The 12,718-nt window shown below is 71.8% G+C and carries 15 protein-coding genes; 12 read left to right on the top strand and 3 right to left on the bottom strand.

The annotated features are described in order from the left end of the window. The first annotated feature begins 15 nt into the window (after positions 1-15). The 8 genes from map (at position 16) to truA (ending at position 5,483) form a co-directional block, all read left to right on the top strand. Entirely contained in the window at positions 16-852 is an 837-nt protein-coding gene (gene map / locus VM636_RS12080; RefSeq protein WP_030420822.1) for a type I methionyl aminopeptidase, read from the top strand. A 437-nt stretch (positions 853-1,289) separates the two neighbouring features. Beyond that, entirely contained in the window at positions 1,290-1,511 is a 222-nt protein-coding gene (gene infA, locus VM636_RS12075) for a translation initiation factor IF-1 (protein WP_003948620.1), read from the top strand. A gap of 62 nt (positions 1,512-1,573) precedes the next feature. Continuing rightward, positions 1,574-1,687 (top strand): 50S ribosomal protein L36, encoded by a 114-nt coding sequence (gene rpmJ / locus VM636_RS12070; protein WP_003974245.1) that lies wholly within the window; start codon positions 1,574-1,576, stop codon positions 1,685-1,687. Positions 1,688-1,873: 186 nt separating this feature from the next. Further along, entirely contained in the window at positions 1,874-2,254 is a 381-nt protein-coding gene (gene rpsM / locus VM636_RS12065; protein WP_004984507.1) for a 30S ribosomal protein S13, read from the top strand. Positions 2,255-2,319: 65 nt separating this feature from the next. After that, on the top strand, positions 2,320-2,724 hold the full coding sequence (gene rpsK / locus VM636_RS12060; RefSeq protein WP_003948617.1) for a 30S ribosomal protein S11: 405 nt from the start codon (positions 2,320-2,322) through the stop codon (positions 2,722-2,724). A 116-nt stretch (positions 2,725-2,840) separates the two neighbouring features. Next, positions 2,841-3,863 (top strand): DNA-directed RNA polymerase subunit alpha, encoded by a 1,023-nt coding sequence (locus tag VM636_RS12055; RefSeq protein WP_003966937.1) that lies wholly within the window; start codon positions 2,841-2,843, stop codon positions 3,861-3,863. A gap of 149 nt (positions 3,864-4,012) precedes the next feature. Beyond that, a complete protein-coding gene (gene rplQ, locus VM636_RS12050; RefSeq protein WP_030420821.1) occupies positions 4,013-4,531 on the top strand; it encodes a 50S ribosomal protein L17 in 519 nt (172 codons plus the stop codon). Positions 4,532-4,622: 91 nt separating this feature from the next. Then, a complete protein-coding gene (truA, locus tag VM636_RS12045; protein WP_030420820.1) occupies positions 4,623-5,483 on the top strand; it encodes a tRNA pseudouridine(38-40) synthase TruA in 861 nt (286 codons plus the stop codon). Between the two features lie 19 nt (positions 5,484-5,502). Here the strand turns inward: truA and VM636_RS12040 are convergent, their stop codons facing one another. Continuing rightward, complete coding sequence (locus VM636_RS12040) at positions 5,503-6,378, bottom strand: hypothetical protein (protein ID WP_030420819.1); 876 nt, start codon at positions 6,376-6,378, stop codon at positions 5,503-5,505. A 74-nt stretch (positions 6,379-6,452) separates the two neighbouring features. Between VM636_RS12040 and VM636_RS12035 the strand changes: the two genes are divergently transcribed. From VM636_RS12035 to glmM, 4 genes are all read left to right on the top strand, one after another. Continuing rightward, positions 6,453-7,658 (top strand): glycosyltransferase 87 family protein, encoded by a 1,206-nt coding sequence (locus VM636_RS12035; RefSeq protein WP_053913246.1) that lies wholly within the window; start codon positions 6,453-6,455, stop codon positions 7,656-7,658. A gap of 207 nt (positions 7,659-7,865) precedes the next feature. After that, positions 7,866-8,309, top strand: a complete 444-nt coding sequence (gene rplM / locus VM636_RS12030) for a 50S ribosomal protein L13 (RefSeq protein ID WP_030420817.1) — start codon at positions 7,866-7,868, stop codon at positions 8,307-8,309. A 42-nt stretch (positions 8,310-8,351) separates the two neighbouring features. Beyond that, positions 8,352-8,864 carry a 30S ribosomal protein S9 gene (gene rpsI, locus VM636_RS12025; protein ID WP_030420816.1) on the top strand — a complete coding sequence of 171 codons (513 nt, stop codon included), beginning with the start codon at positions 8,352-8,354 and terminating at the stop codon, positions 8,862-8,864. A 258-nt stretch (positions 8,865-9,122) separates the two neighbouring features. Beyond that, positions 9,123-10,481: a phosphoglucosamine mutase gene (gene glmM, locus VM636_RS12020; protein ID WP_030420815.1), complete on the top strand. Its 1,359-nt coding sequence runs from the start codon at positions 9,123-9,125 to the stop codon at positions 10,479-10,481. 72 nt (positions 10,482-10,553) lie between these two features. On the opposite strand, the gene VM636_RS12015 is transcribed toward glmM, so the two are convergent. Together VM636_RS12015 and coaA are read right to left on the bottom strand one after the other, a co-directional pair. After that, positions 10,554-11,528 (bottom strand): DUF389 domain-containing protein, encoded by a 975-nt coding sequence (locus VM636_RS12015; RefSeq protein ID WP_030420814.1) that lies wholly within the window; start codon positions 11,526-11,528, stop codon positions 10,554-10,556. Positions 11,529-11,553: 25 nt separating this feature from the next. Further along, complete coding sequence (gene coaA, locus VM636_RS12010; RefSeq protein WP_030420813.1) at positions 11,554-12,543, bottom strand: type I pantothenate kinase; 990 nt, start codon at positions 12,541-12,543, stop codon at positions 11,554-11,556. Between the last annotated feature and the right edge of the window lie 175 nt (positions 12,544-12,718).

Raw genomic sequence — 12,718 nt, 5'->3', positions numbered from 1 at the left:
AAGGCCGCAGTCCCCATGGTGCAGATCAAGAACCCCGAGCAGATCGCCAAGATGCGCGAGGCGGGGCTGGTCGTCGCCGCCATCCACGCGGCCACGCGCGAGGCCGCCGTGCCCGGCGCCACGACCCGGGACCTGGACCAGGTCGCCCGCAAGGTGCTCGCGGAGCACGACGCCAAGCCGAACTTCCTCGGATACGGCGGTTTCCCGGCCACCATCTGCACCTCGGTCAACGAGGTCGTCGTCCACGGCATCCCCTCCGACGACGTCGTCCTCAAGGACGGGGACGTCATCTCGATCGACTGCGGGGCGATCATCGACGGCTGGCACGGCGACGCCGCCTTCACCGCCTTCGTCGGCTCGGGCCACGCCCCGGAGCTGGTCGAGCTGTCGCGGGTGACGGAGGAGTCGATGTGGGCCGGGATCGCGGCCATGAAGCAGGGCAACCGGCTCGTGGACGTCTCCCGCGCGATCGAGACGTACATCCGCCGCCAGCCCAAGCCGGGCGGCGGCAAGTACGGGATCATCGAGGACTACGGGGGCCACGGCATCGGCACCGAGATGCACATGGACCCGCACCTGCTGAACTACGTCGACCGCCGGCGCGGCAAGGGCCCGCGGCTGGTGCCGGGCTTCTGCCTGGCGATCGAGCCGATGGTCTCGCTCGGCACCCCGCGCACCGAGGTGCTGGAGGACGAGTGGACCGTCGTCACCACGGACGGCACCTGGTCCTCGCACTGGGAGCACTCCGTCGCCCTCACCGAGCGGGGCCCGCTGGTGCTGACCGCCCCGGACGGCGGCAAGGCGAAGCTGGCCGAGCTGGGGATCACCGCGGCGCCGGACCCGCTGGCCTGACCGCCCGGGGCCGCGCGGGCGCCCGCGGCACGCCTGTGGCTGCCGCCCCGCCGGTCACCCCGTCCCCATCTGCCACGGCTGCCACGGCGGCCCCGAAGGGTCGCATCAGTCCGGCCTGTGACTGTGGCCCCGCCCGTCATGTCAGCCCCCGGCCGTGACGCTCCGCGGGCAGCGGTCACACCCGCCCCGCCGGTGGCGAGGGCCCCGCGGGGGCACTCCGACCCCGCGGGCCGCACCGGTCACCGGACCGGGCCGGGCGCCACGCCCGGACGGGGGCCCCGCGCATAACGATCGCCCGGATGGGGCAGACTTCCTCGTTTCGCCTTTCCGAGGCTGCTGACGTAGACTGACTCGTCGGCTCTGGTGCACCCGCATGTCCGCATGCACACCATCGGTGCGCGGGAGTCGATCAAGGTAGTCGATTCGAAGGGCGAAGCGTGGCCAAGAAGCAAGGTGCCATCGAGATCGAGGGCACTGTCGTCGAGTCTCTTCCGAACGCCATGTTCAAGGTCGAGCTCCAGAACGGCCACCAGGTCCTGGCACACATCAGCGGCAAGATGCGCATGCACTACATCCGCATCCTCCCTGACGACCGGGTCGTGGTGGAGCTCTCTCCGTACGACCTGACCCGTGGCCGGATCGTCTACCGGTACAAGTAGATCTTGCCCACACCCCGCGTCCGCGCGGGGTCGCCGGCAACTGACCCGGAGAACCTCACCCCATGAAGGTCAAGCCGAGCGTCAAGAAGATCTGCGACAAGTGCAGGGTGATCCGCCGTCACGGCCGGGTCATGGTCATCTGCGACAACCCGCGCCACAAGCAGCGCCAGGGCTGACGCTCGACCGTCCCTCCGCGATTCGCAGGACTTCGCGCGACGCGAGCTGAACGTACATACGCAGAACCCGGGCACCTCGGTGCCCGACACCCCCGGTTCGGAGGCCGGGGACCCGGTCCGTACCTGGTACGGCGGTCCGGGAGCCGGTTCTGTGGAAGACCTCCGACAATCAACTGGAGCCATTGAATGGCACGCGTATCCGGTGTTGACATCCCGCGCGAAAAGCGCGTGGAGATCGCCCTCACCTACGTGTTCGGCATCGGCCGGACCCTTTCGCAGCAGACGCTGGCCGCCACCGGCGTCGACCCGAACACCCGCGTCCGCGACCTCTCCGAGGAGCAGCTCGTCGCGATCCGCGAGTACGTCGACAACAACATCAAGACCGAGGGTGACCTCCGTCGCGAGATCCAGGCCGACATCCGCCGCAAGGTCGAGATCGGCACCTACCAGGGTCTGCGTCACCGTCGTGGTCTGCCCGTCCGCGGTCAGCGCACCAGCACCAACGCGCGTACCCGCAAGGGCCCGCGTCGCGCCATCGCCGGCAAGAAGAAGCCCGGCAAGAAGTAGTCCGCAGCGGACCCCTGTCCACGGTCTTCGCTGTAGGACCGACCACCTCCCGTAGGAGTTAGTAGATGCCCCCCAAGGGTCGTCAGGGCGCTGCCAAGAAGGTGCGCCGCAAGGAAAAGAAGAACGTCGCTCACGGCCACGCGCACATCAAGAGCACGTTCAACAACACGATCGTCTCGATCACCGACCCCACGGGCAACGTGATCTCCTGGGCCTCCGCCGGCCACGTCGGCTTCAAGGGCTCGCGGAAGTCGACGCCGTTCGCCGCGCAGATGGCCGCAGAGTCGGCCGCCCGCCGCGCGCAGGAGCACGGCATGCGCAAGGTCGACGTGTTCGTCAAGGGCCCGGGTTCCGGTCGTGAGACCGCGATCCGCTCGCTCCAGGCGACCGGCCTCGAGGTCGGCTCCATCCAGGACGTCACCCCGACGCCGCACAACGGCTGCCGTCCGCCGAAGCGCCGTCGCGTCTGACGCTCGCTTCACCGGGTCTCGCGGGCGGTACGGCTCTTTCCGGTCGTGCCGCCCGTACCCTTGCAGTACATGGTCGGGCGTCATATAGCGGGCGCCCCTGACTGAAGGATGCACACATGCTGATCGCTCAGCGTCCCTCTCTGACCGAAGAGGTCGTCGACGAGTTCCGCTCCCGGTTCGTGATCGAGCCGCTGGAGCCGGGCTTCGGCTACACCCTCGGCAACTCGCTGCGCCGTACGCTCCTCTCCTCGATCCCGGGTGCGGCGGTCACGTCCATCCGCATCGACGGTGTCCTGCACGAGTTCACCACCGTGCCGGGCGTCAAGGAGGACGTCACCGACCTGATCCTCAACATCAAGCAGCTCGTGGTCTCCTCGGAGCACGACGAGCCGGTCGTGATGTACCTGCGCAAGCAGGGCCCGGGTCTGGTCACCGCCGCCGACATCGCGCCCCCGGCCGGTGTCGAGGTGCACAACCCCGACCTCGTCCTCGCCACGCTCAACGGCAAGGGCAAGCTGGAGATGGAGCTGACCGTCGAGCGCGGTCGCGGCTACGTCTCCGCCGTGCAGAACAAGCAGGTCGGCCAGGAGATCGGCCGTATCCCGGTCGACTCGATCTACAGCCCCGTGCTGAAGGTCACCTACAAGGTCGAGGCCACCCGTGTCGAGCAGCGCACCGACTTCGACAAGCTGATCGTCGACGTCGAGACCAAGCAGGCCATGCGTCCCCGTGACGCCATGGCGTCGGCCGGCAAGACCCTCGTCGAGCTGTTCGGCCTCGCCCGCGAGCTGAACATCGACGCCGAGGGCATCGACATGGGCCCGTCCCCGACGGACGCCGCGCTCGCCGCCGACCTGGCGCTGCCGATCGAGGAGCTGGAGCTCACGGTCCGGTCGTACAACTGCCTCAAGCGCGAGGGCATCCACTCGGTGGGCGAGCTGGTCGCGCGCTCCGAGGCGGACCTGCTCGACATCCGCAACTTCGGCGCCAAGTCGATCGACGAGGTCAAGGCGAAGCTCGCGGGGATGGGACTCGCCCTCAAAGACAGCCCGCCTGGATTCGACCCGACCGCAGCGGCGGACGCCTTCGGCGCCGACGACGACGCGGACGCCGGATTCGTGGAGACCGAGCAGTACTGATTGACCCGGCCCGTCCGGCTCGATCGGCGCTGACCGGTCCCGCCTCCGGGGGCCCCGCGCGGGCCCCCGGATCTCCGACAGGCGACCGCCTGCTCGGATACTGACCCCGGTACCTGGTACGGCCGGGGCAGACACCTAGGAGAATCACCATGCCGAAGCCCGCCAAGGGTGCCCGTCTGGGCGGCAGCGCCGCGCACGAGAAGCTGCTCCTCGCGAACCTCGCGAAGTCGCTCTTCGAGCACGGCCGCATCAAGACGACCGAGTCGAAGGCCCGCCGCCTGCGGCCCTACGCCGAGCGTCTGATCACCAAGGCGAAGAAGGGCGACCTTCACAACCGCCGCCAGGTGCTCCAGGTCATCACGGACAAGGGCATCGTCCACACGCTCTTCACCGAGATCGGCCCGCGGTACGAGAACCGCCCGGGTGGCTACACCCGGATCACCAAGGTGGGCAACCGCCGCGGTGACAACGCGCCCATGGCCGTCATCGAGCTGGTCGAGGCGCTGACCGTGGCGCAGGAGGCCACCGGTGAGGCCGAGGCCGCGACGAAGCGCGCGGTCAAGGAGGACGCCCTCAGGAAGGACGAGGCCGCCGAGGCCCAGCCGGCCGAGGCCGTCGAGGCTGCCGAGGCTCCGGCCGAGGACGCCAAGGACGACAAGGACGCCTGAGACACCGTCTCGCGGTGAGCGGGTCCGCCCCCTGCGGGGCGGGCCCGCTTTCGCGTACCGGGGGTGCCCCGGCACCTGAGAGGATCTAGAGGTGAGTGACGAAGTACGGCCCGGACACGTACGCGTGCGCCTGGACCTCTCCTACGACGGCACGGAGTTCTCCGGCTGGGCCCGGCAGGCGGGCGGCCGGCGGACCGTGCAGGGGGAGATCGAGGACGCGCTGCGCACGGTCACGCGGTCCAGGGAGACGACGTACGAGCTGACGGTGGCCGGGCGGACCGACGCCGGGGTGCACGCGCGGGGCCAGGTGGCCCACGTGGACCTGCCCGGGGAACTGTGGGCGGAGCACCGGGAGAAACTGCTGAAGCGGCTCGCCGGGCGGCTCCCCAAGGACGTGCGGGTGTGGTCCCTCACCGAGGCTCCGGCCGGGTTCGACGCCCGTTTCTCGGCGGTCTGGCGGCGCTACGCCTACCGGGTCACCGACGCCCCCGGCGGCGCCGACCCGCTGCTGCGTGGCCACGTGCTGTGGCACGACTGGCCGCTGGACGTGGACGCGATGAACGAGGCCGCCCGGGGTCTGCTCGGGGAACACGACTTCGCGGCCTACTGCAAGCGCCGGGAGGGCGCGACGACCATCCGCACCCTCCAGGAGCTGAGCCTGCGCCGCGGCGACGACGGCATCGTCACCGCCACGGTCCGGGCGGACGCCTTCTGCCACAACATGGTGCGTTCCCTGATCGGGGCGCTGCTGTTCGTCGGCGACGGCCACCGCGCGCCCGACTGGCCCGCCAAGGTGCTGGCGGCGGGCGTCCGCGACTCGGCCGTCCACGTGGTGCGCCCGCACGGGCTGACGCTGGAGGAGGTCGGCTACCCGCCGGACCACCTGCTCGCCGCCCGCAACCGCGAGTCCCGCAACCGCCGCACCCTTCCGGGGGCGGGGGGCTGCTGCTGACCGGGCGTGCGGCCCCGGGTCAGCTCGCGGTGGCCGCGGCGGACGCCTGGGCCTCGCCGCGGCGGTGGATCTGGCGGAAGGCGAACTCGGCCAGGTCGTCGCCGGCCCGGAAGACGTCGGTGGCCTGCTCCGTCACGTTCTCGCCGTCGGTGAAGCCGCCGACCGTGAAGTAGGCGTAGCGGCCGTAGGCGTTGGTGGTGGAGCGGCAGACGGCGCCCGTGCAGAAGGACTCGACCCCGCCGCCGGACAGCGAGCGCACGAGGCTCTTCCTGTCGGCTTCGCCCTTGGCCTTCGCGGCCTGCGCCTCGGTGTCGAAGACGGCCACGCCGACGGTGACGGCGATGTCGTCGCGGGTGTAGGTGACGCGGATCAGGCGGGTGCAGCCGTTGGCGTCCAGGACCTGGGGCAGGGTGCCCTGGACGGCCGAGGAACAGGTGCGGGTGTCGGCGGTCGGGCCCTTCTTGTAGACCGCGTCGCCCTGGGTGAGCTGGGTGCCGGGGAAGAGCAGGTCCGGGCCGAGGGGCGCCTTGTCCTTGGCCGCGCTGGAGATGAACTCCTTCGGGTCCAGCGGCGGCGGCGCGCTGGTCGGGGCGAAGGACGGCCCGCCGGACTGGCTCGGCAGGTCCGTCGTGGGCCCCTGCGAGGAGGCCGGCGTCTTGTCGGAGCCGTTCGCCGAGACGACCGCCACGGCGACGGCGCCGGCTATCGCCACGGTGGCCAGCGCGCCGCCGCCGACGAACAGCATCCGGCGCCGTCGGGCACGCGCCTCCGACGCCTCCGCGAGGGCGGCCCAGTCGGGTGTCCGGTCACCGTCGCCGGTCCAGGGTCCTTCTTGCTGAGAGTGCGGTTTCCAGGGATCCCACGGTGACTGAGGTCCCCCCTGCCCAAAGCTCATGGGCGGCATCTTAGACGGGCCTGGAGGCGTGCTGGTCCGCCTCCGAGGGCCGTGCAGCGCCTAGCGTTCCTGCCATGCGGACGGGCAAAGACGACATCTCCGGGTGGTTGGTGCGACCGGCCGAGCGGTACCTGTGGGCGGTGTCCGCGGCGGTGCCGGCGGCGATCGCGGCGAGTGCCGCGCGGTCGGCGCCGGACGGCGGGATGGACAACGCGATCGTGGTCCGGGCGGCCCGCACCTGGCTCGCCGGCGGCTCCCCCTACGACGACCCGCACTTCCTGTACCTGCCGAGCGCGGTGCCGGCCGCCGTGCCCGAGGCGCTGCTGCCCGGGGCGGTGCTCCGCGTGCTGGTGCCGTGCGCGGTGACGGCCCTGCTGGTGCTGGCCTGGGGCTGTGCGCTGCGGCTGCACGGGGTGCCGCTTCGCAGCCGCCTCGCGGCGCTCGGACCGCTCGCCCTCGCGGCGGGCTTCGCGCCCTTCGGCCACCTGGTGCGGCTCGGCAACTGGACGGTGGTGGCGGTGGTGGCCCTGCCGCTGTGTCTGCTGCTGGCGAGCCGGGGGCGGTGGACGGCGGCGGGCGCGGTGGTCGGGGCGGCCGTCGCGCTCAAGCCGCTGCTCGCGCCGGTGGCCCTGCTGTTCGTGTTCGCCCGCCGGCCGAGGGCGCTGGCCGCCGCCGTACTGCCGCCCGTGCTGGCCTCCGCCGCGGCGGCGCTGCTGATGCCCGACCCGGCCGGCTTCGTCACCCGCACCCTGCCCTTCCTGCTCCACGGCGACGACGGCTTCGTCCGGTTCTACGAGGCGTCCCCGGCGGCCGTGCTGCCCCGGCTCGGGGTGCCGGCCGTGTTCGCGGAGGGCGCCGCGCTGCTGGCGGCCGGGGCCGGGGTGCTCTGCGCGTACCTGCGCTGGCGGCGGGCGGACCCGGGTCCCGGGCGGCTGGCGGAGACCGGGGCGGGGCTGATGCTCTCGGCGTTCCTCGTGTCCCGGCCCTCGTACGACCACTACCTCCTGGTGGTGCTGCCGGTGCTGCTCGCCGGGCTGCCGGCGGCGGGGTCGGCGGCGCGGCGCCCCGGGTTCTGGATCGCCCTGGTGCCGCAGGTTCCCGGGGTGCCGTGGCCGTGGCTGGAGGCGGAGCGGCGGCGTGCCTTCAAGGACGCGTTCACGCTCTGTGTCCTCGCCGTGACGGTGGCCGGGCGGGCCCGCGCCGGCTCCGGGCCGCCCGGCGGGGAGGGGCGCGCAGGGGGCGCGCGTGAGGCGGTACGTGCGCCGGCGACCCCGTTTTGACCCCGCTGGCGCGGCCCGGGTATTCTGCACAGTCGTTATGTGTATTGGCTTGCTCATTCTCACGTGAGGGGCCCTTACACCGGTCGACCGAGACCGATGACCAGCGACCTGCACGCGGTTTGCGTCACCGCAGTGCGGTCAGGGCTGTCTGATCGTCTTCGGTGACCTTGTCAGGACCAATCACTGAAGAAGCGAAGGCTACGAACCGTGCGTACGTACAGCCCCAAGCCCGGCGATGTGACGCGCCAGTGGCACGTCATCGACGCCCAGGACGTCGTCCTGGGTCGTCTGGCCTCCACCGCCGCCTCCCTCCTGCGTGGCAAGCACAAGCCGATCTACGCGCCCCACGTCGACACCGGTGACTTCGTCGTCATCATCAACGCCGACAAGGTGCACCTCTCCGGCAACAAGCGGAGCCAGAAGCTGGCCTACCGCCACTCCGGCTACCCCGGCGGTCTGCGCTCGGTGCGCTACGACGAGCTGCTGGACAAGAACCCGGAGAAGGCCGTCGAGAAGGCCGTCAAGGGCATGCTCCCGAAGAACTCCCTGGGCCGTCAGATGCTCTCGAAGCTGAAGGTCTACAAGGGTGACCAGCACCCGCACGGCGCCCAGCAGCCGGTGCCGTTCGAGATCACCCAGGTCGCGCAGTAAGTACGGCCACCCCCTAAGACTGAAGAGAATCTGAGGAGCATCGTGGCCGAGACCACTGCCGAGCAGCCGCTCGAAGAGATCGACATCGACAGCTACACCACCGAGTCCGAGGTCCCCGTCGAGGGCGAGTACACCTCGGAGTCGCTGGCCTCCCGCTTCGGCGAGCCGCAGCCGGCCGCCGGCCTGGGCCGCCGCAAGAACGCCATCGCCCGTGTCCGGATCATCCCGGGCACCGGCAAGTGGAAGATCAACGGCCGCACCCTCGAGGACTACTTCCCGAACAAGGTGCACCAGCAGGAGGTCAACGAGCCCTTCAAGGTGCTCGAGCTGGACGACCGTTACGACGTCGTCGCCCGTATCGCCGGCGGCGGTGTCTCCGGTCAGGCCGGTGCCCTGCGCCTGGGCGTCGCCCGCGCGCTGAACGAGGCCGACGTCGACAACAACCGCGGCCCCCTGAAGAAGGCCGGCTTCCTGCGCCGCGACGACCGCGCGGTCGAGCGGAAGAAGGCCGGTCTGAAGAAGGCCCGCAAGGCTCCGCAGTACAGCAAGCGCTAAGCTCGCTGCCTGCTCGTGCGTACCGCGAGCCGGTCCGGCTCGCTCCACGTACTCCGAACGCCCCGGCGGCACGCCACAGTGCTGCCGGGGCGTTCGTTTCTCACCGCCACTAGGCGTATAACGACACAAGACGTTCAAAGGCTTGTGTGACCGGATGGCTGGATCAGTGCCAGGGTCATCATGTGCCCCGGAACCGGGAGCCGTCTGCGCGGGCCGCACCTCAGCGCTCTGGAACTTGACGTTTCCTCAGGAGGACAAGTGGGACGACTCTTCGGCACGGACGGCGTGCGGGGCGTCGCCAACGCGGACCTGACCGCCGAGCTGGCGCTCGGCCTCTCGGTCGCCGCGGCGCACGTACTGGCCGAGGCGGGCACCTTCGCCGGGCACCGGCCCACCGCCGTGGTCGGGCGGGACCCGCGGGCCTCCGGCGAGTTCCTGGAGGCGGCCGTGGTGGCGGGGCTGGCCAGCGCCGGCGTGGACGTGCTGCGGGTCGGCGTGCTGCCGACGCCCGCGGTGGCCCACCTCACCGGCGCGCTCGGCGCCGACCTCGGCGTGATGCTCTCCGCCAGCCACAACGCCATGCCCGACAACGGCATCAAGTTCTTCGCCCGCGGCGGCCACAAGCTCGCCGACGAGCTGGAGGACCGCATCGAGTCCGTCTACGCCGAGCACCGCACCGGCGCCCCCTGGGAGCGGCCCACCGGCGTCGGCGTCGGCCGGGTGCGCGACTACGACGAGGGCCTGGACCAGTACGTCGCCCACCTCGTCGGCGTCCTGCCCAACCGGCTGGACGGGCTGAAGATCGTCCTCGACGAGGCGCACGGCGCGGCGTCCCGGGTCTCGCCCGAGGCGTTCGCGCGGGCCGGGGCCGATGTCGTCACCATCGGCGCGGTGCCGGACGGCCTCAACATCAACGACGGCTGCGGTTCCACCCACCTCGACCTGCTCAAAGCGGCCGTCGTCGAGCACGGCGCCGACCTCGGTATCGCCCACGACGGCGACGCCGACCGCTGCCTGGCCGTGGACCACACCGGCGCCGAGGTCGACGGGGACCAGATCCTCGCCGTGCTCGCGGTGTCGATGCGGGAGCGCTCCGCGCTGCGCCGCGACACCGTCGTCGGCACCGTCATGTCCAACCTGGGCTTCAAGCTGGCCATGGAGCGCGAGGGCATCCGGCTCGTGCAGACCGCGGTCGGCGACCGGTACGTCCTGGAGAAGATGAAGGCCGAGGGCTTCGCGCTCGGCGGCGAGCAGTCCGGGCACGTCATCATCCTCGACCACGCCACCACCGGCGACGGCACCCTGACCGGCCTGATGCTGGCCGCGCGGGTCGCCGAGACCGGGCGTACCCTCCGGGACCTCGCCTCCGTCATGGAGCGGCTGCCGCAGGTCCTGGTCAACGTGCCCGACGTGGACAAGACGCGGGTGCGGACCTCCGCCGAACTGGCCACCGCGGTCACCGAGGCCGAGCACGAACTGGGCACCACCGGACGGGTCCTGCTGCGCCCCTCCGGCACCGAGCCGCTGGTCCGCGTGATGGTCGAGGCGTCCGACATCGAGCAGGCCCGCTCGGTCGCGGGGCGGCTCGCCGACGCCGTCAAGTCGGCCCTGGGCTGAGGCGGTCGCCGCGCGTCGGGCCGCGGGCAGGAGGCCGGGCCGGCACCACGGGCCCGGGCCGGCGGGGAGGCGTCAGGCGGGCCGTGACCCCCGCCGGCCGCGCGGGCGGGCCGGGCGCGTGGTCCGCGGACGGCGCCAGGCCCACAGCGCCTTCTGGGTGAGCAGCGTCAGCGTCCCGGCCAGGACGATCCCGAACAGGTTGAGCACCAGTTGCTGTGCCGAGTGCCAGCTCTGGTGGGTGTCGCCGTAGACGAGGGCGACGGCCGCGTTCGCCGCGGCGGGCACCGTCGTCACGGAGATCGCCACGCCGACCAGGGCCCCCGACTTGGCGGAGGTCAGTGAGAGCGTCCCGGCGATGCCGGCGAGCACCGCGACCACGAACGAGAACCAGTCCGGGGCCGCGACGAAGCCGGTGTTGGGCCGCGCCCCCTCCAGCCGGTCCCTGCCGAACAGCCCCACCGCGTCCATGAAGAGGGTGAAGCCCGCCGTCACCGCCATCGCCGCGGCGAAGCCCAGCACCAGCGCGAGGGCGGAGCGCAGGGCGAGCCGCGGCGCCCGCTGCACGATCGCCGTGCAGATGCCGGCCAGCGGGCCGAACTCCGGGCCGACCGCCATCGCGCCCACGATCAGCACCGCGTTGTCCAGCACCACGCCGCAGGCCGCGATCATCGTGGCGAGCGTGATGAAGGCGACGTAGGTGATCGACAGGGTCGACTCCTCCTGCGTCGCCTCCTCCAACTGCTCCCACAGCACCGCGTCGGCCGCCTCGCCGGGAGCCTCCCGTTCGGCCCGCTCCGCCTGCCGCGACAGGGAGAGGTCGAGGCTCTCGGCGGTGATGGCCCCGCCGCGGTCGACGCCCAGGTCCTGGAGGCCGCTGATCAGCTCGTCGCCGGTTTCGCGGGCGACGTCGCACAGCACGACGTCACCGGCGGGGTCGCGGGCCGCGCCCGGCAGCACCACGAGGTGGGCGGTGCCGACCGTCCGGTCGATCAGGTCGACGGCTTCGGCGGTCCGGTCTGCCGGGACGATCAGGCGCAGGTGCAGCATGCGGCCCTTTGTAACAGGCCCGGTGTCACAGCTTGCGCAGCCGCAGCCGCTGGACCTTGTGGTCGGGTCCCTTGCGCACGACCAGCGTGGCCCGGCCGCGGGTGGGGGCCACGTTCTCCACCAGGTTGGGCTTGTTGATGGTGCGCCAGGTGGTGCGGGCGTAGTCGAGGGCCTCCTCCTCCGAGACCTGCGTGTACTTGCGGAAGTACGAGGAGGGGTCCTGGAAGGCGGTCTCGCGCAGCCGACGGAAGCGGTTGAGGTACCAGCGCTCGACGTCCTCGGTGCGGGCGTCCACGTACACGCTGAAGTCGAAGTAGTCGGCGAGGCCGACCCGGGTGCGGCCGTCCTTGCCGGGCAGGGCGGGCTGGAGCACGTTGAGGCCCTCGACGATGAGGATGTCCGGGCGGCGGACGACCAGCTTCTCGTCGGGGACGATGTCGTAGATGAGGTGGGAGTAGACGGGGGCGGTGACCTCGTCCTTGCCGGCCTTGACGTCGGCGACGAAGCGGGTCAGCGCGCGGCGGTCGTACGACTCGGGGAAGCCTTTCCGCGACATCAGTCCGCGGGCCTCCAGCTCCCGGGTCGGCAGCAGGAAGCCGTCGGTGGTGACCCGCTCCACGCGCGGGTGTTCGGGCCAGCGGGAGAGCAGGGCGCGCAGCAGCCGGGCCACGGTGGACTTGCCGACCGCGACCGAGCCGGCGACCCCTATGACGAAGGGGGTGCCGGACTGGGAGCCCTTCTCGCCGAGGAAGGTGTTGAGCGCGCCGCGCAGGCCGTCGGTGGCGCCGACGTAGAGGTTGAGCAGGCGGGAGAGCGGGAGGTAGATGTCCCGCACCTCGTCGAGGTCGATGACGTCGCCGAGGCCGCGCAGTTGCTCGACCTCTTCCGCGGTCAGGGGCAGCGGTGTCTTGTCGCGCAGCGCGCTCCACTCGGCGCGGGTGAGGTCGACGTAGGGAGTCGCCTCCGGCCGGGGCCGGTGGGCGCTCTGGGACAGCGAGGAGACCGGAGAGATCACATTCCATTGTTAACGGAGTTCGAACGGGGCGGCAGGTGGGCTCCGTCACGCCCGGGTGGCACGGACGCCGGCGGGGCGAGGGGCGTGCCGGTGGGCGGCGCGACGGACGGGCGGGCGGGGCGGCGGGCCGGGGGCCGGCGGGCGCGTGGTCTTGGGCGCGGAGGGGGCGGAAGAC

Source organism: Streptomyces sp. SCSIO 75703 (genome assembly GCF_036607905.1).
Taxonomy (GTDB): Bacteria; Actinomycetota; Actinomycetes; order Streptomycetales; family Streptomycetaceae; genus Streptomyces.
This window is presented reverse-complemented; position numbering and strand designations above follow the sequence as displayed.